The following is a 23,473-nucleotide window of genomic DNA, read 5'->3' on the forward strand; positions in this document are numbered from 1 at the left end:
GTGGTGTAGCAAAAGGCATCACACAGTGTGTGATGCCTTTACCTATTTCTACTATATGATAAGCTTGTACGAATTATGTTTGCAACTTTTTATACTTTTAAGAAGCGACGAATTGACATTACACTTCCCCACATACCGATTAAAGCACCGATTAACACTAGTAAACCAGCTAATTGGAATACGAACGGACTGTATGGTAGAAGCTCGAAAATTGTTCCGCCAAGTTTTTCATTAAACACACCTTGCAACGAATTATACGTAATTAGAATTAGGCCAATTGGAATAATTGATCCTAATACTCCTAAGAATAATCCCTCTAGCAAGAATGGCCAACGAATAAACCAGTTTGTTGCACCAACAAGTTTCATAATTTCAATTTCTGTACTACGAGCATAAATTGTAATTTTAATTGTATTAGAGATTAAGAACATCGCTGTGAATAAAAGGCCAGCAATTAACGCAATCCCAATGTTACGACCAGTTTTTACAGTATCAAATAATCGTTCAACTTGCCCTTTTCCGTACTGAACATTACTAACAAACTGCATTTTTTCAACCTTCTTCGCGATTGTCGCTGTATCGGTTGGTTCTTTTGCTTTTACAACGAATACGTTTTTAAGTGGGTTATCTTGTTCAAATAACTCAAACGTTTTTCCACTATCACCTAAGCTTTTAATTAAACGTTTTAACTCTTCTTCTTTAGAAGAATATTTAATAGAATCTACTTTTGCAATCTTACTCATATCTTCTTCTAATTTCTTTTGATCCGCTTCTTTTGCAGCTGGATCAATGTGTACACGAATCTCTACATCTTGCTCTACTTTCGTCGCAAAATGGTTCATATTCATAATCGCTGTTAAAAAGACACCTACAAGTAATAATGTAACTGTTACTGCACTAACAGAAGCAAATGTCATCCATCCGTTACGTGATAGATTCTTTACACCTTCTCGCAAATGTCGACTAAGGGTCTTAGCCTTCATATCCGTATCCTCCCTCAATCTCATCTCGAACAATTTTTCCGCCTTCAATCGCGATTACACGATGACGGATTGTATTTACGATATCTGCATTATGCGTCGCCATAACGATCGTTGTGCCGCGCTCATTAATGCGAGTAAAAATATTCATAATATCAAGAGCTGTTTCAATATCTAAGTTACCTGTTGGCTCATCGGCAATTACAACCTTTGGTCTATTTACAATTGCTCTTGCAATAGCCACACGTTGTTGCTCCCCACCTGAAAGCTCACTTGGAAGTGCGTCTGCACGATCTTCAAGGCCTACAAGACCTAGCACTTCTGTTACACGCTCACGAATTGCATCCGGTTCTTCTTCAATTACTTCTAAAGCAAACGAAACATTCTCATATACCGTTAATTTAGGTAGCAATTTAAAATCTTGGAAAATTACGCCTAATTGACGGCGAAAATACGGAACGTCTCTTTCTGCCAATGTTTCGATAGTAAGTCCATTTACATTAATAGATCCTGTAGATGGTTTCTCTTCACGATACATCATTTTAATAAATGTAGATTTCCCGGCTCCACTCGGTCCAACTACGTATACGAATTCACCTTGTTTAATGTTAACTGTAAGACCAGCAATGGCTTTCATACCATTCGGGTACTCCTTATAAACATTCGTCATTTTTATCATTATTTATCACCCAATACTTAATGATTTTTTTCGAAATACTTTTCTGTACATCTGAAAATAAAAGACATCCTTCATTTTCATTTAGTCATCCTTGTTGAAGGTAGTTTACTTATGCTTTCTCATAAGCAATACCACTCTATGTAATATATTTCAGCAAAATTCTACAAACCCCATTGTAACATCAAACGGTTTCCAATTTGGATACATTTTTGTTACAGTTATGTTACATACCAGAAAAAAGGAAAACGAGCTGACTATATTATCAACTCGCCCATTTCACCTTTTTATTTATGTTCAGCTAACCATTCAGATACTTTTTTCGCATCTTCACCTTGAATAAGTCCTGGTGACATTGAACCACGGCCTTTTTTAATAATCTCTTCAATATCTGCAGCGTCGTACTTACCGCCTACTTTTCTTAAATCAGGTCCAGTTGCCCCTGATAAATCTGTTGCGTGACATCCCGCACAACTTCTTTGGAAAATTTGTTCTGCGCTGTCTGTGCTTGCAGACTGTTTCGAAGACTTACTCTCTTCTTTATTTCCGCATGCTCCTAAAGCAAAAACAACCGATGTCCCTAGCGCAATAGCCAACAATTTCTTTTTCACTTCTATCGCTCCCCATTGTTGATATTCTTTTTATTCCTAACACACTCATTTTCATTATAAGCATTATCTTTATATAGAAAAACTAAGGTGTATTTCATATTCCTCAAAAATACAGTGAGAACCTTGATAAAATAAAGCTTTCATAAGTTGTTTCAATTCTGTGAACAACTTAAAAAACTTCTATAAAGTATCCTTTTTAAAAGAAAAATTAGAAAAGTTCTATATAAATCTTTACCCTATTACCGCTCTATTTTATTATTCTCTACTTTTTACAAAACAATATACAGCATTGTAATCTACATATAATCCCATCAAAAAGAGAAGTTGTCGTTTCCAACTTCTCTTCCTCTTTACTTCATCTATAAAAATAAAATCAAATTCTTTATATCCTCTATTGTCCTCAGCATGCGCCAACAATTTCGTTGGCTTTTTTTCGCTTATTAGATGCGAGAACGTAAGTAAGCATCAATAAATGGATCAATCTCTCCATCCATAACAGCTTGTACGTTACCAACCTCCGTATTTGTACGATGGTCTTTTACAAGAGAATACGGGTGGAATACATAAGAACGGATTTGGCTACCCCATCCGATTTCTTTTTGCTCTCCGCGAATTTCATCTAATTCTGCTTGTTGCTCTTCTAGTTTCTTTTGATATAATTTCGCTTTTAACATTTTCATCGCATGCTCACGGTTTTTAATTTGAGAACGCTCCGACTGACATGTTACAACCGTATTTGTCGGTGTATGTGTAATACGAACTGCTGAATCTGTCGTATTTACGTGCTGCCCACCAGCTCCACTTGCTCGGTACGTATCAATTTTTAAATCTTCTGTACGTACTTCGATTTCAACTTCATCATTGAACTCTGGTACAACTTCACAAGATACGAACGATGTATGACGGCGCCCTGAAGAATCGAATGGTGAAATACGTACAAGACGATGTACACCTTTCTCTGCTTTTAAGTAACCGTAAGCGTTATGACCTTTAATTAATAAAGTTACACTCTTAATACCAGCTTCATCACCTGGTAAATAATCAACCGTTTCTACTTTGAATCCGCGTTTTTCAGCCCAGCGTGTGTACATACGTAATAACATAGAACCCCAGTCTTGTGACTCAGTTCCACCTGCACCTGGATGTAATTCTAAAATCGCATTATTTTTATCATAAGGATCACTTAATAGTAACTGAAGCTCATACTCATTCATTTCTTGAATTAAGCCTTTTACTTCTGATTCTAATTCCTCATGTAAATCTTCATCATACTCTTCTTTTAAAAGCTCATGCGTGATTTCTAAATTTTCAAACGTCTCATCTAACTGACGGAACTTTCCAACCATATCTTTTAACGCATTCGCTTCATTAATTACAGCTTGTGCGCCTTGTTGGTCATCCCAAAATCCTGCGCCCATCATTTTTTCTTCTAATTCTGCAATTTGTTTCTCCTTAGTAGGGAGGTCAAAGAGACCCCCTAAAAGCCGCTAATCGCTTAGCCATTTTCTCTAATTCCTGTCTAATTTCTACTAATTCCATTTCCTTCACCTCTATGTAATTGCTGTTACTTTCGTATGAAAACAAGGGAAACTCTCTCCACTTATTACGGAGAGAGTTTAATCCTTCTTAATTATACATTTTTGATATAAAAGTTTGCAAAACAGCCAAAGCTACCGTCCTATATTACTGAACGATACCACAGCAGTTTTTATATTTTTTACCGCTACCACATTTACATAAATCGTTGCGGCCCACTTGGTCACCTTTTACAACTGGCTTTTTCTTTGCTTCTTCGCCATCGCTAGAAGGATGAACAGCTTCACCTTGAACAACTTCTTGACGTTCTAAGTTTTGTTCAATTTCAGCTTTCATAATGTAACGAGAAATTTCCTCTTCAATAGAAGCAACCATTGACTCGAACATCGCGAACCCTTCCATTTGGTACTCACGAAGTGGATCGATTTGACCGTAAGCACGTAAATGAATACCTTCACGAAGGTGATCCATTGCATCAATATGCTCTGTCCATTTCGTATCTACAACGCGGAATACAACAACCTTCTCAAACTCACGCATTTGCTCTTCTGGCATAAGCTTTTCTTTTTCATTGTATCGCTCTATTAATTTCGCGATAATCGGTTCGCTCATTTCCTCAGGAGCAAGGCGACGTAATTCTTCTTCTTTTACATCTCCGTCTTGAAGAAGGTTTGTATTTAAGTAGTCAACAAGACCTTTAATGTTCCAATCTTCTTCAATTTCCTCTTGCGTATGAAGGGCAACAGCACGTTCTACTGTAGATTTCATCATACCTTCAATAATGCCGCGTAAGTTGTCAGACTCCATTACCTCTTGACGCTGTTTGTAAATAACTTCACGTTGTTGACGAAGTACATCATCATATTGCAGTAACTGCTTACGTGCATCATAGTTATTTCCTTCAACACGTTTTTGTGCAGATTCTACCGCACGAGAAACCATTTTACTTTCAATCGGCTGAGAATCATCCATACCAAGGCGGTCCATCATTGCTTTCATATTATCTGAACCAAATCGGCGCATTAATTCATCTTCCATCGATAAGTAGAACTGCGTAACACCAGGGTCCCCTTGACGACCAGCACGACCACGTAACTGATTATCAATACGACGACTTTCGTGACGCTCTGTACCGATAACTGCTAAACCAACGTTTTTCACATCGTCTCCAAGCTTAATATCTGTACCACGACCTGCCATGTTCGTCGCGATTGTTACAGCACCTTTCATACCAGCCTCTGCAATGATATCTGCTTCACGAGCATGGTTTTTCGCATTTAAGATGTTATGACGTACACCTTTACGCGTTAACATTTTTGAAATAAGCTCTGAAGTTTCAATTGCAACTGTACCTACAAGAACAGGTTGCCCTTGTTTATGACGATTTACAATATCCTCAACAACAGCATTGAACTTACCTTCCATTGATTTAAAGATTAAATCGGCACGATCATCACGAATAATCGGTTTGTTTGTCGGAATTACAATAACGTTCATATTGTAAATGTTACGGAATTCCTCTTCCTCTGTTTTCGCTGTACCAGTCATACCAGATAATTTTTCATACATACGGAAGTAGTTCTGGAATGTAATTGTTGCAAGCGTCATGCTTTCATTTTGAATTTCTACACCTTCTTTTGCTTCAATCGCTTGGTGTAATCCTTCGCTATAGCGACGACCTTTCATAAGACGACCAGTGAATTGGTCTACAATTACGATTTCGCCTTCTTGTACAACATAATCTGTATCACGGTGCATAACAACGTGTGCACGAAGTCCCTGATTAATATGGTGAAGAAGTGCTACATGTTTTAAATCGAATAAGTTTTCAATATGGAAAGCTTTCTCCGCTTTCGTAATACCATCTTCTGTTAGCATTACATTTTTCGTTTTCACATCAAATGAATAATCTTTTTCATTTTCTAACGTACGAACAAATGCATTTGCAAACATGTATAGCTCTGTTGATTTTTGAGCTTGTCCTGAAATAATAAGCGGCGTACGTGCTTCATCGACTAAAATAGAATCGACTTCATCGATAATAGCAAAGTGAAGTGGACGTTGAACGCACTGCTCTTTATATAAAACCATGTTATCACGTAAGTAATCGAATCCAAGCTCATTATTTGTGCTATACGTAATATCAGCAGCATAAGCCTCTTGTTTCTCTTCGCGTGACATACTATTTAAGTTAATTCCTACCGTTAAGCCAAGGAACTCATGAAGTTGTCCCATTTCGCTCGCATCACGTTGTGCTAAATATTCATTGACTGTAACAACATGAACACCTTTTCCTGTTAAAGCATTTAAATATACAGGTAATGTAGATGTTAACGTTTTACCTTCACCCGTTTTCATCTCAGAAATATTCCCTTCATGTAAGGCAATACCACCCATTAACTGTACGCCATATGGACGCATTCCAAGAACACGAGTTGCCGCTTCGCGAACAACCGCGAAAGCTTCAGGTAGTAGATCATCTACTGTTTCACCTTTTGTTAGACGTTCTTTAAATTCAAGCGTCTTTCCTTTTAATTGTTCATCAGTTAGTGGCTTAATAGATGACTCTAATGCATCAATTTGCTCAACTGTCTTTTGCATACGTTTAATTTGGCGTTGATTTACATCAAACACCTTTTTTAAAATACCGATCATAGGAAATACGCTCCTCTTTTTATTAAAATAAAACTTCCGATTGTTTTTCTTTTTCTCTATTACAATCAGTCGTTATAAAAATCAAATGTATGTTATGCCAATTTTTCTCCTAATTAAAAAAACTAAAATGTATATACCTAATGATAATTGTAACACTTGTCTTATAACTATGACAACAATCGGCAAGATGTCGGGCCTTATATTCAAAAAAAGTTTTTATTTCATTTGTTACGTTCCTTTTCTCTGTCTCGCTATTTCAATTTCACGTTACAAATTTCGTATTAAATCTAAGTCATATTCTTTCAAGTTTCCTTTTAAAGAATATGACTACCAGAAGTTCCTTAATAAAATCTAAATCAACAATTACAAAAAGCCGGAAACTTTGCAGGTGCAGCATCCATAGATACTTACACCTACAAAAAAACTCCGACTTTAAAAGATATTGTTATGTTGCAAGATCTACAAACACCATTAAAATATAGCTGTATCAATCATAAATTTTATTAATTTATCGGTATTTCTAATTCATGATATTTCCCTTTCTTATCCTTTATACAAGAAATGAATTTCACTTTAGTTGATTCATTTGAAAAGTTTTTATAATTTTTATAAGGATCATCTCCTATAAAATAATTTGTCCCTATATACCCTCGTACTGTTTTACCAGCAGGTATTACAGGATCAAACTGATATTTTTTAGGTAATTCCATTGAATAAGGGATTAAATTATAAAACTCACCTATTTTAGAATAAAACATTGTATCGGAAATAGACTTATTACTAAGCAAGTTAATATCTCGATTTGTTGTATTTGTAATATCTAAAGGTAAAACATACGTCACTACTTCACGGTCTTCATAGGGATCATAAACTTTTGTAGGATCAAGAGGATTGAGTGCATGAAACGTAACTCCTTGCCCATCTTCAAAAGTTCTATTAGATAAAAACTCATCTTTTACCACTTTATAAGATTCATTATTAAGATTTAATGTTTTAAATCTTAATAAACTAGCAAATATACATAGCAACAGACACAATCCAATACTTATTAAGATATGTTTTCTCGTCACTCTTAATCTACCAACTTTCCATTATTAACATGTACAATACGATCTACCATTTCATTATCTAGAACATGCACATCATGACTGGCTACAACAATAGTCGTTCCCTTGGCTTTTTCTACTTTCAAAATATCTAAAACATCTTTTATCCCATCACTATCTAAAGCATTAGTTGGCTCGTCTAATAACAGTAATTTTGGTTGTTCCATTAAAGCTTGCGCTATCCCTAAACGTTGTTTCATACCTAAAGAGTATCTTTTATACTTTCTCTTATCTGTTTTATCAAGTCCAACCCTTTGAATAATATTATAAATCTCCTCATCGGAGATTTTATTGTTAATCGATGATAAAAATTTCAAATTCTGAAAACCAGTATACCCTGGAATAAAACTTGGATATTCAATCAATATTCCCATAGAATGAGGAAATTGCTTTTGTTTTCCAATTATTTCATTATCTATATAAACAACTCCAGAATTCAAGCGCATTAACCCTGATATAGCGCGTAAAATCATCGTTTTACCAGAGCCATTATGCCCCTTCAAAACTAAAAATTCGCCTTTTTTTACTGACAAACTAATATTATCTAACACAATATTTCCTTTTAATCTTTTCGTCATACATTCACATTTAATATAATTGTCCATAAATTATTCACCTATCACATCTAGTTTTTTAAAACAAAAACTACCTAATAAAATCATTACAACAACAATTACTACTCCTATTAAAAGTAAATCATTATATTGAATAGATTGATTATTACCTAAAGTCAATTGAATTGAACTGTGATCAACAAAATACCAACGATTTGGCATAACAAAAGAGCCTAAAAAATAAATACTATGAAAGAAAATAGACAAAAATAGGTACAACAACATTAGTACAAAAACAATAGTTATCGGTATATAAAAAGTTAAAAACTCAAAAATCAAAGCTAATAAAAAGCTTATAATTATTTGAATTAGCATAGTACCTAATATCTTATAAGGAAATTGACTATATAAATTTAAAAAATTATACTCGCCTAAAGAAAGCAAATAGTAAGCGCTAAACCAAATAAAATACATACCAATCCAAATAATAATTATATAAAAAAACAAAGATAATATTTTCGTTAACCACAGGAAATGCTTCTTCTTAACACGAGGAAATAAATAAACACCATCCTGTTGAATATCTGAAAAAGCAAAATTCCCTACAAGCAACAAAGGAGTGATTTGAAAGAATATCCAATAAAAAGGGATAGAAAATCGCCCCTCCTTATAAAAATAAGATAAATCCACAAAATCTACTCCATGAAAAAATCGATAAAAGGTAACATCTACTAATACAGATTCTTTACCATTACTAAGAGGCTGATTGTATAAAAAGGCAATTGCAATAATAGCGTAAATTAAGAATAAAAAAACCATTATCTTGATGGAATCTCGAAACCTTACATATAAATCTCTTTTTAACAAATAATATAAGATCATAATGTAAACTAGACCACCTCTGTCTCATCATTCATAGAAATATAACTTTTTTTAGATAAAATCCATACACTTATAAAAAAGATAAAAAAACAGCCGAATAAGCGTATAAATAAACCAGTAGCATCTTCAAAGACATTTATATAAAAAGCATTTGTAAATAAAAATCCATGTAATATAAATCTATCTAATAAAACAGCAGTAATCATACATATTATTACAAGTAAACTAGGTAAAAATAATTGCAATAAAGCACTTATCATACATATAAAAACACTCGCAAATAATTGAATGCAAAATAATAATGGATAATTTACATCAACACTAGTTACAGCCATCATAGTTGACATCAAAAACAACTGTAAAATCATACTCCCAGCAAAAAAGTAAACAAAAACGAATAATTTTTAATAATATATAGAAACTAATTTCAATGCATTATTCACTCTGTAAACAACATAAATACTAAAAAAGTTCGACATAGAATATACAGAAAAAACAATTGTTAAAGGAATAAATATAGTCGACAAATTATACAACGACATAACCTTATACAAAGCTTCCAATTCGTTCATTTTCTCTTTTACAATTCCGGGTTCAAAATAATTGAACAAGCAACCAATGATACTAACATTAAGTACAAAAAGAATACTTAACCAAACATATTTCATCCTTATAGTTTCTTTCATAACATTATAAAAGAACATACTTCCTACTCCCCCGTAAATAAAGAACTACAGAACAAAACCAAATACATAACAGTACACTAAGAAAAATTTGTAATTCAAAAAAGCCAAAATCTTTAATTAAATAATCTTTAGGATTGAGAATCCCTTTTCCAATACCAAGCCAAAAAATATGTAAAATAAATGGAACTAAATAAATAAAATAAACTCGTTTTATAAAAAACGAAACTGATAAAGCTAAACTCGAAAAAACCGCACCGTATAAACCATTTAAAAATACATACATTAGAAAATATAAAGTAGGGTACTTATAATAAACTATATGAAATTGAGCTGTTGGCGAAACAGTAGAAGCCATATAATTTAATATTGGATGCGGAGCAACTGTTGGATAAGTCATCACATATAAATAAAAATTAAATAGTAAAGGGACACTTATAATAAAAAAAGATACAATAAAATTAATAAAATAAAGCAGCTTAAAATAATAACATGTTCCCATCTTAGAAATAACAGGATAAATAAATCCATAATTTTTATCAATTCTATAAATCCCTGCTACAGCCATTGCGGAAAGCATAGGAAATATAAGTAAATAAAACTCACTATAAAACGATAATCTATTAAAATATAAAATATTAGATAAATATGGGGATACCTTTATAATCCCAGCATCGTTAAATCCTTTAGTTGTCACAAACATAGCAATATATTGAGCAATAACAATTACTAACATAATAAATAAAGACAACCAAAACATCCTACCTTTTAAAATCCTTCCTAAAAAGTAACTCATCTATAGCTCCTCCATAAACCATTAAATTTAAATCTTTTTTAATATGAACAATTGATCCGCAACACCATAACATTTCTTTTCTTTATTTAACCAAATGTAACGAAAAGAAACATTTGCTCTCTCTCCTTCAAATTTAGGAAACTCAACTTCATACTGATAAACATCATTTGCGCCTTTTCTTTTTACACTCTTAACTTCTTGTTTCCACTGAATTACTTCTCCATCAGTTTGTTCAATCCGTCCCAAGAGATACGTTGGTTTTTTCTTATTCGTAACACCCGTCAAAAAAACATAATAATTTTCTGGTATAACTCCTAATTTCAATTTTTTATTTGAAAGCTTATCCTCTATTAAACTATCATTTTTTTCTATTTGTCCTTGAAAGAAATCATCACCATTTTCACTTTCCAAAAACACTTGTTCAAAAATAGTATTTTTGTTAATTCCTTTTAATTCAATACTTTTCAAATTATCTTTTTCCGTTAAAGTATCTTCAATATGTACAATAGGTTCATCTACTTTCTTTTGACAAGAAACTAAGAAACTAATACTCAATATAAAAAAACAAACTAAAATATATTTTGAAATAAACCTCATTACAGCTCCTCCTATTTTAAAAATGAAATAGCAGGAAAAGTCGTATAATCCGGATTTGAAACTATACGACTTTTTCTAGCACTATAAAATAAATAATTTCAATTTATAATTTCTAAATCAATATTCAATGTAAGGTCCACTAGGTCTTACACTATCAGGACTCCAAGCAGTAGGATAAGCATTATTTTCTCTAGAATAACCACCAAATCTCACAGGCACATTTTTCCCATGGTTTTCATATGCATAATTTTGAAAAAGATATGTTCTACCTGGTATCACTGTTCCTTCATGCTTACCTGAAACATTTACCCATTTTCTATCTTCTGCATTTTTATTTTTATCTGCTTCTGTCCAAACATTGAAAGAACCTCCGCCCTTCTCACTGCTCTTCACACGCATATACATAGAGGTAGGCGTCTCTTTAGGACGTGCATTAGTATAATCATATGGACTCCAAAGTCTAAAGGTAAAATTCACATGGTCATCCCTTGTACTAGCCTTAGCCGGTTCGGTTAAAGCGAAAGTACTAGCTAAAATACCTAACGATAAAACAGATCCAAACATAAAACGACTTTTTTTCTTAATGCCCACTAAAAGCACCTCCGATAATTTGTAGCATTATATTGATTGTATTTTTCCACTGAAGGAACAAAATCAATATAATACAATATTATGGTAACAACACCTCAACACACCTTCAATGGATTTCAGAATATTTAATATTACTTTTACACTTGCGAACATTTCGTTAAATTTTAAAAAACAATACTATATCCCTAGCAAAGAATTACTTATAAAGGTAGCTACATTCCTATGCTTGTTCCAAATAATAAAGAGTAACTCACCTCTCTAAGTTTCGAATTTTCTCCTGCTGTTTTGAGGAAATACCGCCTAAAAATCACTTCTTAATGAAATCGGCTACTTATAAAACTTTTTTAACCTTGCTGCGAAAAATACAAAAAAAGCGCAGCCATTTCGGCTGCGCTTTCGAATTATTATTTAGTTTCGATTAAACCGTATTTCCCATCTTTACGGCCATATACAACATTAGTTTCGTTTGTATCAGCATTTGTGAAGACGAAGAAATTATGTCCTAGCATATCCATTTGTAGGATTGCCTCTTCAACGTCCATCGGTTTTAAATCGAATCGTTTTGTACGTACAAGTTCTAATTCATCTTCTTCTACCTCATCCAAAACAGCTACTGCTTCTGGAAGGATAAAGTTCGTTTTCATAGAACCTTTCTCACGTAACTTACGATTTACTTTTGTTTTATGTTTACGAATTTGTCGCTCAATTTTATCAACTACTAAATCGATAGCAGCGTACATATCGCTATTAGTTTCTTCTGCACGAAGTAATAAATCAGTAAATGGTATTGTTACCTCGACACGTTGCTTGTCAGAGTATACTTTTAAATTAACTTTAATCTCTGGGAATGTATCAAAATAACGCTCTAACTTACTTAGTTTTTTCTCTACATATTCCTTTAATGCTGGAGTTACTTCAATATTTTCACCACGAATGTTGAATTTCATAGATGAATTCCTCCTTTCAAGCCTATGTATTATAATTTCGACATTGGCTTAAAAACTCCTTCTAACTTTTTAAAAAAATTAGTGGAATTGCGATTTTTTTATCGTTTTTTGTTGAAATGAAAAGATGCATCGTTTCTATCTTTATTTTATCCTATTAACATCGTGAATAACGAATATAACTGTGGACAATTCGTTACAGAAAAGAAACAACTTTTTGACAACTTACACTATAACAAAAACCCCTTGCGAAAAACAAGAGGTTCTACTACATATATATAACGTTGCCACAAACGCAGCTTTCTCTTCCAAAAACAATATACCCTACAGTTTCACAACATTAGCTGCTTGTGGTCCACGTGCTCCATCTACAATGTCAAACTCTACTTGTTGCCCTTCTTCTAATGACTTATATCCATCTTGTTGAATAGCAGAAAAATGGACAAATACATCGTCACCATCTTCACGCTCAATAAACCCAAATCCCTTTTCTGCATTGAACCATTTCACTCTTCCTTGCATGTTCATTCCATTCCCTTCACTCTAAAAATCAGGGCATTCGCCCCATATTTTGACTATAACGAATGACAACATATGAAGTCAAAGAAGACTTATCGCCTTTTTATTATCCCTTTCGACACTGCCATATTAACTTCTACAAAGTGTCAAACTAGATACTTCTCTTGCCCCTCTTTCATATAACAAACTTCCGATTTGCCTAACTGTAATCCCTGTCGTATACACGTCATCAACGAGTAAAATATGTTGCCCAGAAAACATCTCTTCTCCCTGAAAATAAAAAGGATTGCTTCCTGACACCCTTTCTTTACGTGTCTTCTTACTTTGCTTTTCTGTATCCCTTCTTCTTAATGATGGATAAGAAATTTTGACAGGCAAACAAGTTGCTAATAACTCAGCTTGATTAAAACCACGTTCAATTTCCCTTTCCTTACTAAGCGGAACAGCGATAACGGTTGAAACATTGGCAAAATACTTTTGAAATAAACTTCGAAAAGGACGATAAAAAATGTGCACTAACTCTGCATCCCCCCGAAACTTAAACTGTGCTACTATTTCTTTCATCTCATCATCATACATATATAACGAACGGTTTTTAAAAGAACGATACTTCTCCTCTTTCGTCCACCTTATACAATCTATACAAATACCGTCTTCTTGAAATGAGGCAGGAACAAATTCTAAAGGTCGCCCGCACTCCATGCAAATTTCGCCTATAATATAGGAAAGTTTCTGCTCACATCTATCACATATATATTTTCTATGACACTTTACAAAAAAAGTGTACCAACTAATCTTTTCTACAAAACACTCATCACAAAGTAAACAATGCATTAATCGATCAATCCTTGTTCTTTCGCATTTTTATTCATACCTTGAATATGTTTTTTCGCGCGCACCATCGCCTCTGTCTTACCATAGTGAAAATAAATGACCTCTCCATACGGCACTTCAAAGCTCCGCCCTGCTCGACCCGCAATTTGTACGAGCGCACTTTCTGAAAATATTTCTTCTTCCGCCCCTAAAACTGCGACTTGCAAATTTTTCACCGTTACGCCTCGTTCTAAAATTGTCGTTGTAACTAATAATGGGATTTCTCCCTTTCTGAAAGCCGCTACTTTTTCTTTTCTCCCTGGATCTTCTGCATGTACACCTTCAATTCGATTGTTTAATGGTTTTAACAACAAGCTTATTTCTTCTATATATCGCACATGGGGGACGAATAAAAAAATAGGGAATTTTTTATTTAAGTATGTTTGTAACCACTGTAGTAAAACTCGAGGAATTCTTTTATGAATGAGGTTTTTTTTCCAATTCCCGCACCAACAAAATAAAGGAACTGGCAAAGGATGACGATGATATCGTCCAGAAACAATAACACCTTTTTGTTTACCTTGTTTAAGTTTTCGCTTCCACGTTTCATCTGGAGTCGCAGTTAAATAAATACGCGCCGCTTTTTCTTTCATCGCTTGTTTTACCGCGTACTGTAACATTTGATCTGCACAATATGGAAACGCATCTATCTCATCTACAACCATGACATGAAACGCCCTATAATAACGTAATAATTGATGCGTAGTCGCAACGACTAGTACTGCATCTTTTTCTTTATCCACACTCCCTCCATATAAAGCCGCTACCTTTATATATGGAAATACTTCTTGCAATCTTGGTGCTAATTCCAGAACAACATCCGTTCTCGGCGTTGCGATACAAACTCTTTCTCCTTTTTGAAGCGCTTCGTTAATTCCGTAAAACAACATCTCTGTTTTCCCAGCCCCGCATACAGCCCAAATAAAAAATGATTCTTTTTGCCTAATAGCCTCTATAACTCCTTGCGCCGCCAAATTCTGGCCAGTAGACAACGTACCGTTCCACTGTAACAAGTTTAAATTCTTTTCTCTCTTTCTTTCAGCAATCCCGCGAACAAGTACAGCACATTCACTTACCCTCCCCATCGTTATACACTTCCGGCAATATGCGCACACTTTACTGCACCTTTTACATAAAAACGACGCAAATAGCCGCCGATCTACATTTCCGCAGCGTTGGCACATATATTTAGAATTCTTCTTTTTTACACCTTGTACACATACGATCTCTCCCTTCTTTTTCAAATCGTTTAATTCCCTCTGTAAATCTGAAGAAAGTTCTTCTAATAGCAACTGTTTCCCCGCTAGCATCAACAATCACCTCCAGCACTACTATAAACCTTTCTCATCATCTCGTAAAAACTTAAAAAAGCCGATAACCTACTTATAAAATAGTAAGCTATCGACTTTATACACATGTTTTATTCTTTTATAAATCCTAGAATCGACCGTATCCTAAGAAATGTTTTTTGTTATACGAACTGTTAATATCACCGTACGCAATTCCTTTATCGCTAGCATGGATCATTTGGCCATTACCAACGTAAATACCGATGTGAGATGGACCTGCTTTATAAGTACCTTGGAAGAATACTAAGTCTCCTGGTTGTGGGCTATCTACTTTAGAAACTGAGTTCCAGTAACCCCTAACGTCTTGACGACCTACACCAAAGATGTAAGAAATGAATCCACTACAGTCAAAACCACCGTTTGATGGAGATGCACTTCCCCAAACATATGGTAAACCTAAGTAGCTTTGCGCTTTACCAATTACGCCACCCACATTTGGAGCTGGTTTTTTCTCTTCTTGTTTAGGTGCTTCTTTTTTAGGCTCTTCTTTCTTAGGCTCTTCCTTTTTAGGTGCTTCTTTTTTAGGCTCTTCTTTTTGAGCTTGTCCACCATTGTTTGCTGGTGCAGCTTGCTCTGCAGGTGCTTGTGCTGGTTGAGCTTGCGCAGCTTTAGCAGCTTGCTCTGCTTGTTTTTGAGCAGCAGCTTCTTGTGCAGCTTTTGCTTGTGCTTCTTCTTCGGCAATACGTTGTAATTGTAATGCTTGTTTCTCAAGCTCTTTCAATTGACCTTCCGTACTTGTCATTGAAGTTACAACTGTATCCATTTTACCGCTTAAATCGTTTACCGCTGTTGCTTTTTTCTCTTTTTCAGCGTCAAGTTCTTTCTTAGCAGTTTCAATTTGAGCTTGTGCTTCTTTTAATTCTTTTTGTTTTTCTTTTACCGTTGCAACATCTTTTTTTACACTAGCTTGGTCTTCTTGTTGTGTTTTCATGATATCTTCATCAGACTCAAGAATTTTAGAAACAGAAGTTAAACGATCAACTAAATCTGCAACGTTTTTAGAGTTTACAAGAACTTCTGTTACAACGTTCGTATTTGGTTGTTCTTGAAGTGCAACTAAACGCTTTCTTAATAACTCTTCACGTTTTGCAATCTTTGTTTGTAATTCTGCAATATCTTTATTTTTCTTTTCAATTAATTGCTCAGTATCAGCAACTTTTTTCATTGTTTCATCAAGCTTTGCAGCATTCTCTTGAACAGATTTATCTAAACCTTGAATTGTTTTGTTTAAGTCATTCATTTGTTTTTGTAATTCATCACGTTCTTGTTGTTGTTTATGTAAAGTGTCATTTTGCGTGTTAATTTGTGATTTCACATCAGAAATTTTATCTTCTGCAAATACATTTGGTGTTAGCCCAGAAAACATTAATCCTGCAACTAATGCACAAGATGCCATTTTTAGCTTTTTCATTTTATTTTTTACACCGCTTTCTTTTTTCTTTTTCCGTATATAACCTATAAAATTTATACCATAATTCGGGATTTTTTTTGCTAATGTTACGTTTTTGTAAAACAAATGTAATATTATATGTAGCTCTAGCGCAAAATGCGTATATTTTTGTATGTATGTGTAGAAATTTATATACTTTTCTCACTTCTATAAACAAAGAAAAAACGTAAGGAATTCCTTACGTTTTATTAAATATACGAATACAGATGAAATGCTACTTCATCCATTTCTCAGCCCAATTTTGGACCTCATCCATAACACTTTCTAACGCTTTTCCCTTGTCAGTTAAGCCATACTCGATTCGAACTGGTACTTCTGGATAGACATTACGAACTACAATGCCCTCGCTTTCCAATTCCTTTAAACGCTCTGACAACATACGATCGCTCATATTTGGGATAATATCTGCGATTTCTCTAAAACGTTTCGACTCTTCAAGCAAAGATTTAATAATTAAGCCAGTCCACTTCTTACTAAGCAGAGTAAAAGCTGACTCAAACTTTGGACATAAACAAGAATTATGCTCCATATGTTTCACCTCTCTTCTATTATAATATAGTTTCTTGTAAAAAGTAAGTTATAAAACTTTCCTCATTATTTTATTTTACGTACATTTTACCATTTCCAAATATTAACTTGTCAACTAAACGTAACATACCCGTAAAAAAACCCTCTTAAAAAGAGAGCTTTTATATCTTTATTACTTCGTATACCATCCAAGACCTAATGCACCTTCACCTAAGTGCGTACCAATTACAGCTCCAAAATAACCTGTACGAATTGTGACGTGAGGATATTTTGTTTCTAATTCTTTCTTCCATTCATTCGCTTCTTCTTCACGTTGCGCATGAATGATAACTGCTTCCATAGGTACACCTTTACTTGCTTGCTCATCAAAAATTTCAATGATACGTTTTAATGCTTTTTTACGTGTACGAATCTTTTCAAACGGAATAATGATTTTATCTCTAAAATATAAAACTGGCTTCACTTGTAACAGACTGCCGATGAAAGCTTGCGCGCTATTTAATCGACCACCACGTTGTAAATGATGTAAATCATCAACTACAAAATAGGCGTCCATCGTTTTCTTCATTTCATCAAAACGAGCGATAATCTCTTTCGGGTTCTTTCCTTCACTTGCTAACTTTGCACCTTCACGCACATAAAATCCTTGTACTTCACAACTAATTTCAGAGTCATACGTGTATACATCAATACCCTCTACCATCTGTCCAGCTGTCGTTGATGTTTGATATGTACCACTAATTCCACTTGATAGGTGAATACTAATAACTGCATCATAATCTTTAGCTAGTTCTTCATATAGCTCAACAAACTTTCCGATTGCTGGTTGAGAAGTTTTTGGAAGTTCCTCTTGTTCACGTACTTTCACATAAAAATCATCTGCTGAAATTTCAGCTTCTTCTTGATAAGATTCTGTTCCAAACACAACGTTTAATGGAATCATATATATATTGAGTTCATCACGAATTTGCTTCGGTATATATGCCGTACTATCAGTAACAATAGCTATTTTCATTTTCGTACCTGCCTTATAAAAAGTTTTATTTCCTAATTTTACACGAAAACTACAAATGGTGCATCCATACATGAAAATGCCGGTTGGAATTATACCTACCATCTCGACAAATTACAACAAAAAGATAAAATACTCACCAAAAACTTCAGCATATTTAGAAAAAATGTTTGAATATAAAAAGGCTCGCTTTTAAAATGGAAAGTACTAGTCATTTTGATAGATAGGGGCGTACACAAGTGCTATTACAATATTTTACAATCAAAGACTACGGCGAACACGAAATCGTCATTCAAAAATCAAGATTTATTTGTTATATTAGCCGAGCAACGACTGAGGAAGAGGCTCAAGAATTTATACAAAAAATAAAAAAACAACATTGGAATGCAACACATAATTGTTCCGCTTATTTAATTGGCGAACAAGATCATATTCAAAAAGCAAATGATGACGGCGAGCCTAGCGGTACAGCTGGCGTACCAATGCTAGAGGTACTTAAAAAACGTGGACTAAAAGATACCGTTGTTGTCGTAACACGCTATTTTGGTGGCATTAAACTTGGCGCAGGTGGATTAATTCGTGCATATGGAAAGTGTACAAGCGAAGGCATTAATCATGTCGGTGTTGTCCAGCGAAAACTAATGCGTGTGATGCAAACCGAGATTGATTACACATTACTTGGCAAAGTGGAAAATGAATTACGCAATTCAAAATATGCCATTAAAGATATACATTATCTAGAAAATGTCACATTTGATACGTATGTAGAAGAAGATGGCAAACAAGCATTTACAGATTGGATGATTGAATTAACAAACGGGAAATGTACAATTACAGAAGGAGATATGTTGTACTTAGAACAAGATGTTATCTAAGCATAACCCATTTATCCCCTTCAAAGATTAATGTAGTGAATTACTTCCCTACAAATGAACTAACGAACTAAGGAGATTATATATGGAAGAACGTTATTATCATCTCCAAAATAGCAGAATAAAAAAGAAGCGAAGAAGGAAACTTTTCTTCTTCCTTATTTTCGCATTTTTATTTGGCAGTATAGGAGTTTATGTGTTAAATTCTTACTCTTCTCTTATGGGGATATATAGTGGTTTTACTCGTGAAAAATCGGATTTAAGAAACGAAGATGTAGAAATTACAAAAGAACCTTTTACAATTCTCATTATGGGTATAGAAGATTATGCGACAGATGGTCAAAATGGTCGTACAGACTCATTAATGTTTGCAACAGTCAATCCGAAAACTAAAAAGATTTCGCTTATGAGCATTCCTCGTGATAGCCGCGTTCCGATTGTTGGAAAGGGAAAAGAAGACAAAATTAATGCCGCCCATGCTTACGGTGGAGAGGAAATGGCAATCAAAACTGTAGAAGGTTTTCTAAAAGTTCCTGTAGACCATTATATTAAAATTGATTTCCAAGGCTTTAAAGGTATCGTTGATGCTGTTGGCGGCGTTACCGTTGACGTACCCTTCGATTTCTGGGAGCGCTCTGACGTGGATTACTACAAAAAAATTCAATTTAAGCAAGGACAGCAAAACTTAAACGGTGAAGAAGCACTTGCTTACGTCCGTATGCGAAAGCAAGATCCAAATGGCGATTATGGTCGAGCTGCTAGACAAAGACAATTACTGGCCGCTGTTGCTCATAAACTAAACTCCACCTCTACTGTATTTAAAATTAAAGATTTAACAGCTGTCGTTGGAAAATATATAAAAACCGACATTCCTATTTCAGACGGACTTGCTCTTTACAATAAACTTTCTGGATTTGATCCTTCTACAATGCAAACGTTAAAGCTTGAAGGCGAAGACAAAAAGATAGGCGGTATTTATTACTTCCTTCCAGATCCAATCAGTGTAGAAACGGTGCGTAACGAAATTGAAAAAGAATTAGGAGAAAAAGCAAAAAACCCAACTACAAAAAACAACTCAAATCCTGATTCAAATTCAAGTTCTAATTCTAACGAACAAACAAAAAAGGCAACAAACCAAAATAAAACACCAACTGATCCGCCACCTTCTACAAATGCTCATGCAGAGTGGATTATGCGCAATCAGCCGTAACAAAAAGGCCCAATCTATCCGATTGGGCCTTTTTTATTTACTTATTAAAGTGCTGTAAAATCGCTTCTACAATACGCTCTGATGCACGACCATCACCGTAAGGGTTAGATGCTTTCGCCATCTTATCATGAGCTTCTTTATCTGATAACAGCTCATCAGCAAGACCAAAGATTGTCTCTTCGTCTGTTCCTGCTAATTTCAGCGTACCTGCTTCAATACCTTCAGGGCGCTCTGTTGTATCACGAAGAACAAGAACTGGTACACCAAGTGATGGAGCTTCTTCTTGTACACCACCAGAATCCGTTAACATTAAGTATGAACGAGCTGCAACATTGTGGAAATCAATTACATCTAGCGGCTCAATTAAATGAATACGGTTATGTTCACCTAAAATTTCATTTGCTATTTCACGAACAACAGGGTTCATATGAACAGGGTACACAACTTGTACATCTTCATGTTTGTCAACAAGACGCTTAATTGCACGGAACATATTACGCATCGGTTCACCTAAGTTTTCACGGCGGTGAGCTGTCATAAGTACAAGACGATCATTCCCAAGTTTCTCTAGTACAGGATGACTATATGTTTCTTTTACAGTCGTTTGTAGCGCGTCAATCGCTGTATTTCCTGTGATGAAAATACGTGACTCATCTTTATTTTCCTTCTGTAAGTTCGTTGCTGATTTTGCTGTCGGTGAGAAATGGAGATCCGCCATTACACCTGTTAATTGACGATTCATCTCTTCTGGGTATGGAGAATACTTATCCCACGTACGAAGGCCCGCCTCAACATGCCCTACTGGAATTTGATTATAAAAAGCAGCTAAACTTGCAATAAATGTTGTTGTTGTATCACCATGTACAAGTACAATATCCGGCTTCGCTTCTTTCATTACTTTATCCAAACCTTCTAAACCACGCGTTGTAACATCAATTAAAGTTTGGCGGTCTTTCATAATATTTAAATCGAAATCTGGCGTAATTCCAAAGATACTTAATACTTGATCTAACATTTGGCGATGTTGTGCTGTTACAGTCACAATCGATTCAATTTTTTCTGGGTGTTTTTGCAACTCTAATACAAGAGGTGCCATTTTAATTGCTTCTGGACGTGTCCCGAAAATTGTCATTACTTTTAAACGTTCAGTCATGTGATTGCCTCTTTTCTTTCACTAATTACAGCTTCTATTATGACATATAAAAATATGCATGAGTACATCCCTTTTTAACGCATAACAGAAACTTTTCTATTACAAATACTTTTTCTTCCCACCGAGTAATAATCTATCTTTTGTTTCTTAACATCTTCATCAGTATAACAATTTCTCCCATCAAATAAAATAGGCTCCCTCATAAGTTGTACGTACTTTTCTAACGGATAAGTTTGAATATCTCCCCATTCTGTTACGATAAAAACCGCACTCGCATCTCTAATCGATTCATCTATACATCTACTATATTGTATAGCATCTCCAAATATATTCTTTACATATTGAATTGCTTTTGGGTCATAAAGAACAATATCTGCACCTATATTAATTAATGCTTCTATTATAATAAGAGATGATGCCTCTCTAATATCATCCGTATTCGGTTTAAAGGATGCGCCAAGAACTGCAATTCGCTTTTTATTCATGTTCATAACTTTTTTCGCTTTTTCAATCAATAGCAGCTGTTGCTTATTATTTACTTCAATAACTGCTTTTAACAAACGAAAATCATGAGCAACATTTCCCGCAATTTGTACCAGTGCTTTCGTATCTTTCGGAAAACACGACCCTCCGTAGCCAATGCCCGCATTTAAAAAAGATGCACCGATTCTCTTATCCATTCCCATCCCTTTGGCAACATCCAATACATTCGCGCCTACCTTCTCACATATATTTGAAATTTCATTAATGAAACTAATCTTTGTAGCTAAAAAGGCGTTCGACGCGTATTTAATCATCTCCGCACTTTTAATATCTGTAACATACGTTTCTAAACATAATTCACTATACAAACTCTCTACTCTTCTTGCTACTTCCTTACTATCCGCTCCAATTACAATACGATCTCCATGAAAGAAATCATAAATACCTGAACCTTCACGCAAAAACTCTGGATTCGATACGATATGTACTGTATGCCTCTCTTTTAACTTCTCCTCAATCCATCCCTTCATTACATCATTTGTGCCTACTGGAACTGTACTTTTCGTAACAACAATAATATCGTTCGTCGCATATAATCCAATATCGTTACAAGCACTCTGAATATACGTTAAATCTGCCGTCCCATCTAATAACGGTGGTGTTCCAACTGCAATAAATATAAACTCTACATCATCAAATGCCTCTTCTTTATTTGATGTAAAAGTTAAAGCATTATTCTCATATGCATAATTTATTAATTCATGTAATCTGGCCTCATAAATAGGTAAATCCCCTTGTTTTATCCGTTCAATTTTTTCATCATCTATATCAAAACATGTAACTGAATGCCCTAATTTTGCCAATCCTACTCCTGTAATCAATCCAACATATCCAGTACCTACTATCGTAATTTTCATTTCCTTTTCGCACAGGAATTTACAATAGAAAAGATATGAAATATAGAACTCTCCCTGCGCTTCCCCCTTTCATATTAAAAATGAGAAAACCCTTTTCCTTCTTCATTATATGAATTACTTCCCTTACTTTTTTTAAAGTTTTTGTAAAATTAAATGCACTATAAAGTAAAACTTAATCAGTGAGAATCAGGCTGCCAGGTCACGCGTGATAAATTCCCACATTTTAACACGAAACTTACTCATTTCTACGTGCAACACTTATAATACTGAAATAAAAGTATTCACTATTGAAGAAAAAGAGGAAATGTTACATTCCAAAGCCCAGTACGATTAACCTTCTTATATGATTCAACATTCTATATACAATTGTCATATATTCTATCCGCTTCCATTAACCGTAAAAAGAAAAAAAGATTGAATTCTAATCTTTTTGTGATACCATATGTTATGAGCCTGTAAATAAACATCATAATTTTCAGATAAATATATTTTCAAA

General features: G+C 34.4%; 22 protein-coding genes and 1 pseudogene. 2 read left to right on the top strand and 21 right to left on the bottom strand.

All coding sequences use genetic code 11. The features are described from left to right. Positions 1-89 precede the first annotated feature (89 nt). The 19 genes and pseudogenes from ftsX to HMPREF2590_RS22485 all read right to left on the bottom strand — a co-directional run bounded on the left by ftsX (position 90) and on the right by HMPREF2590_RS22485 (position 18,345). Entirely contained in the window at positions 90-983 is an 894-nt protein-coding gene (gene ftsX / locus HMPREF2590_RS22390) for a permease-like cell division protein FtsX (protein WP_000645027.1), read from the bottom strand. Further along, positions 973-1,659 carry a cell division ATP-binding protein FtsE gene (ftsE, locus tag HMPREF2590_RS22395; RefSeq protein WP_000594321.1) on the bottom strand — a complete coding sequence of 229 codons (687 nt, stop codon included), beginning with the start codon at positions 1,657-1,659 and terminating at the stop codon, positions 973-975. Before ftsE ends, ftsX begins: the two co-directional genes overlap by 11 nt. Before the next feature lie 284 nt (positions 1,660-1,943). Further along, positions 1,944-2,267, bottom strand: coding sequence for a cytochrome c551 (gene cccB, locus HMPREF2590_RS22400; protein WP_000727971.1), 324 nt, complete (start codon positions 2,265-2,267; stop codon positions 1,944-1,946). 440 nt (positions 2,268-2,707) lie between these two features. After that, a protein-coding gene (gene prfB, locus HMPREF2590_RS22410) for a peptide chain release factor 2 (RefSeq protein WP_096001716.1) occupies positions 2,708-3,806 on the bottom strand; the annotation gives its coding sequence in 2 pieces (ribosomal slippage) (positions 2,708-3,733 and positions 3,735-3,806; 1,098 coding nt in all). 144 nt (positions 3,807-3,950) lie between these two features. Then, on the bottom strand, positions 3,951-6,458 hold the full coding sequence (secA, locus tag HMPREF2590_RS22415; protein WP_000579388.1) for a preprotein translocase subunit SecA: 2,508 nt from the start codon (positions 6,456-6,458) through the stop codon (positions 3,951-3,953). Positions 6,459-6,961: 503 nt separating this feature from the next. Beyond that, the gene (locus tag HMPREF2590_RS22420; RefSeq protein WP_033668381.1) at positions 6,962-7,489 is read right to left on the bottom strand and encodes a hypothetical protein; all 528 of its coding nucleotides are present in this window, start codon (positions 7,487-7,489) and stop codon (positions 6,962-6,964) included. Positions 7,490-7,530: 41 nt separating this feature from the next. Next, positions 7,531-8,169 carry an ATP-binding cassette domain-containing protein gene (locus HMPREF2590_RS22425; RefSeq protein ID WP_070861531.1) on the bottom strand — a complete coding sequence of 213 codons (639 nt, stop codon included), beginning with the start codon at positions 8,167-8,169 and terminating at the stop codon, positions 7,531-7,533. Positions 8,170-8,172: 3 nt separating this feature from the next. Continuing rightward, a complete protein-coding gene (locus tag HMPREF2590_RS22430) occupies positions 8,173-8,937 on the bottom strand; it encodes a hypothetical protein (protein WP_070861537.1) in 765 nt (254 codons plus the stop codon). Positions 8,938-9,008: 71 nt separating this feature from the next. Next, positions 9,009-9,704, bottom strand: a pseudogene (locus HMPREF2590_RS22435) (hypothetical protein). Next, the gene (locus HMPREF2590_RS22440; RefSeq protein ID WP_000120045.1) at positions 9,691-10,479 is read right to left on the bottom strand and encodes a hypothetical protein; all 789 of its coding nucleotides are present in this window, start codon (positions 10,477-10,479) and stop codon (positions 9,691-9,693) included. The pseudogene HMPREF2590_RS22435 and the gene HMPREF2590_RS22440 overlap by 14 nt, the downstream one beginning before the upstream one ends. A gap of 27 nt (positions 10,480-10,506) precedes the next feature. Continuing rightward, positions 10,507-11,076: a hypothetical protein gene (locus HMPREF2590_RS22445; RefSeq protein WP_001211057.1), complete on the bottom strand. Its 570-nt coding sequence runs from the start codon at positions 11,074-11,076 to the stop codon at positions 10,507-10,509. Between the two features lie 117 nt (positions 11,077-11,193). Continuing rightward, on the bottom strand, positions 11,194-11,667 hold the full coding sequence (locus tag HMPREF2590_RS22450) for a hypothetical protein (protein WP_000511548.1): 474 nt from the start codon (positions 11,665-11,667) through the stop codon (positions 11,194-11,196). A 404-nt stretch (positions 11,668-12,071) separates the two neighbouring features. Next, the gene (gene hpf, locus HMPREF2590_RS22455) at positions 12,072-12,614 is read right to left on the bottom strand and encodes a ribosome hibernation-promoting factor, HPF/YfiA family (protein ID WP_000671186.1); all 543 of its coding nucleotides are present in this window, start codon (positions 12,612-12,614) and stop codon (positions 12,072-12,074) included. A 321-nt stretch (positions 12,615-12,935) separates the two neighbouring features. Continuing rightward, positions 12,936-13,133 (bottom strand): cold shock protein CspC, encoded by a 198-nt coding sequence (cspC, locus tag HMPREF2590_RS22460; RefSeq protein WP_001990088.1) that lies wholly within the window; start codon positions 13,131-13,133, stop codon positions 12,936-12,938. Positions 13,134-13,259: 126 nt separating this feature from the next. Beyond that, on the bottom strand, positions 13,260-13,964 hold the full coding sequence (locus HMPREF2590_RS22465; RefSeq protein WP_002097937.1) for a ComF family protein: 705 nt from the start codon (positions 13,962-13,964) through the stop codon (positions 13,260-13,262). Next, the gene (gene comFA / locus HMPREF2590_RS22470) at positions 13,964-15,313 is read right to left on the bottom strand and encodes an ATP-dependent helicase ComFA (RefSeq protein WP_000879425.1); all 1,350 of its coding nucleotides are present in this window, start codon (positions 15,311-15,313) and stop codon (positions 13,964-13,966) included. Before comFA ends, HMPREF2590_RS22465 begins: the two co-directional genes overlap by 1 nt. Positions 15,314-15,440: 127 nt before the next feature. Further along, entirely contained in the window at positions 15,441-16,868 is a 1,428-nt protein-coding gene (locus HMPREF2590_RS22475; RefSeq protein ID WP_000499468.1) for a C40 family peptidase, read from the bottom strand. Between the two features lie 148 nt (positions 16,869-17,016). Then, complete coding sequence (locus HMPREF2590_RS22480; protein ID WP_000400857.1) at positions 17,017-17,331, bottom strand: winged helix-turn-helix transcriptional regulator; 315 nt, start codon at positions 17,329-17,331, stop codon at positions 17,017-17,019. Between the two features lie 171 nt (positions 17,332-17,502). Further along, entirely contained in the window at positions 17,503-18,345 is an 843-nt protein-coding gene (locus tag HMPREF2590_RS22485; protein WP_002097936.1) for a DegV family protein, read from the bottom strand. 236 nt (positions 18,346-18,581) lie between these two features. Here HMPREF2590_RS22485 and HMPREF2590_RS22490 point away from each other — a divergent pair, with 236 nt between their 5' ends. Next, positions 18,582-19,217 (top strand): YigZ family protein, encoded by a 636-nt coding sequence (locus HMPREF2590_RS22490; RefSeq protein ID WP_000926665.1) that lies wholly within the window; start codon positions 18,582-18,584, stop codon positions 19,215-19,217. Positions 19,218-19,299: 82 nt separating this feature from the next. Next, on the top strand, positions 19,300-20,424 hold the full coding sequence (locus tag HMPREF2590_RS22495) for an LCP family protein (protein WP_000392784.1): 1,125 nt from the start codon (positions 19,300-19,302) through the stop codon (positions 20,422-20,424). Positions 20,425-20,461: 37 nt separating this feature from the next. Here the strand turns inward: HMPREF2590_RS22495 and wecB are convergent, their stop codons facing one another. Together wecB and HMPREF2590_RS22505 are read right to left on the bottom strand one after the other, a co-directional pair. After that, complete coding sequence (wecB, locus tag HMPREF2590_RS22500) at positions 20,462-21,577, bottom strand: non-hydrolyzing UDP-N-acetylglucosamine 2-epimerase (RefSeq protein WP_000140145.1); 1,116 nt, start codon at positions 21,575-21,577, stop codon at positions 20,462-20,464. Between the two features lie 74 nt (positions 21,578-21,651). After that, positions 21,652-22,977, bottom strand: coding sequence for a UDP-glucose dehydrogenase family protein (locus HMPREF2590_RS22505; protein ID WP_000704915.1), 1,326 nt, complete (start codon positions 22,975-22,977; stop codon positions 21,652-21,654). Positions 22,978-23,473: the final 496 nt, after the last annotated feature.

This window comes from Bacillus sp. HMSC036E02 (genome assembly GCF_001836235.1).
Taxonomy (GTDB): Bacteria; Bacillota; Bacilli; order Bacillales; family Bacillaceae_G; genus Bacillus_A; species Bacillus_A cereus.

Bases quoted from the DNA above. Each gene is read 5' to 3' on its own strand.
- ftsX (WP_000645027.1), bottom strand. From the start codon at position 983: ATGAAGGCTAAGACCCTTAGTCGACATTTGCGAGAAGGTGTAAAGAAT.
- ftsE (WP_000594321.1), bottom strand. From the start codon at position 1,659: ATGATAAAAATGACGAATGTTTATAAGGAGTACCCGAATGGTATGAAA.
- secA (WP_000579388.1), bottom strand. From the start codon at position 6,458: ATGATCGGTATTTTAAAAAAGGTGTTTGATGTAAATCAACGCCAAATT.
- HMPREF2590_RS22425 (WP_070861531.1), bottom strand. From the start codon at position 8,169: ATGGACAATTATATTAAATGTGAATGTATGACGAAAAGATTAAAAGGA.
- HMPREF2590_RS22430 (WP_070861537.1), bottom strand. From the start codon at position 8,937: ATGGTTTTTTTATTCTTAATTTACGCTATTATTGCAATTGCCTTTTTA.
- HMPREF2590_RS22440 (WP_000120045.1), bottom strand. From the start codon at position 10,479: ATGAGTTACTTTTTAGGAAGGATTTTAAAAGGTAGGATGTTTTGGTTG.
- HMPREF2590_RS22445 (WP_001211057.1), bottom strand. From the start codon at position 11,076: ATGAGGTTTATTTCAAAATATATTTTAGTTTGTTTTTTTATATTGAGT.
- hpf (WP_000671186.1), bottom strand. From the start codon at position 12,614: ATGAAATTCAACATTCGTGGTGAAAATATTGAAGTAACTCCAGCATTA.
- cspC (WP_001990088.1), bottom strand. From the start codon at position 13,133: ATGCAAGGAAGAGTGAAATGGTTCAATGCAGAAAAGGGATTTGGGTTT.
- HMPREF2590_RS22465 (WP_002097937.1), bottom strand. From the start codon at position 13,964: ATGCATTGTTTACTTTGTGATGAGTGTTTTGTAGAAAAGATTAGTTGG.
- comFA (WP_000879425.1), bottom strand. From the start codon at position 15,313: ATGCTAGCGGGGAAACAGTTGCTATTAGAAGAACTTTCTTCAGATTTA.
- HMPREF2590_RS22480 (WP_000400857.1), bottom strand. From the start codon at position 17,331: ATGGAGCATAATTCTTGTTTATGTCCAAAGTTTGAGTCAGCTTTTACT.
- HMPREF2590_RS22485 (WP_002097936.1), bottom strand. From the start codon at position 18,345: ATGAAAATAGCTATTGTTACTGATAGTACGGCATATATACCGAAGCAA.
- HMPREF2590_RS22495 (WP_000392784.1), top strand. From the start codon at position 19,300: ATGGAAGAACGTTATTATCATCTCCAAAATAGCAGAATAAAAAAGAAG.
- wecB (WP_000140145.1), bottom strand. From the start codon at position 21,577: ATGACTGAACGTTTAAAAGTAATGACAATTTTCGGGACACGTCCAGAA.
- HMPREF2590_RS22505 (WP_000704915.1), bottom strand. From the start codon at position 22,977: ATGAAAATTACGATAGTAGGTACTGGATATGTTGGATTGATTACAGGA.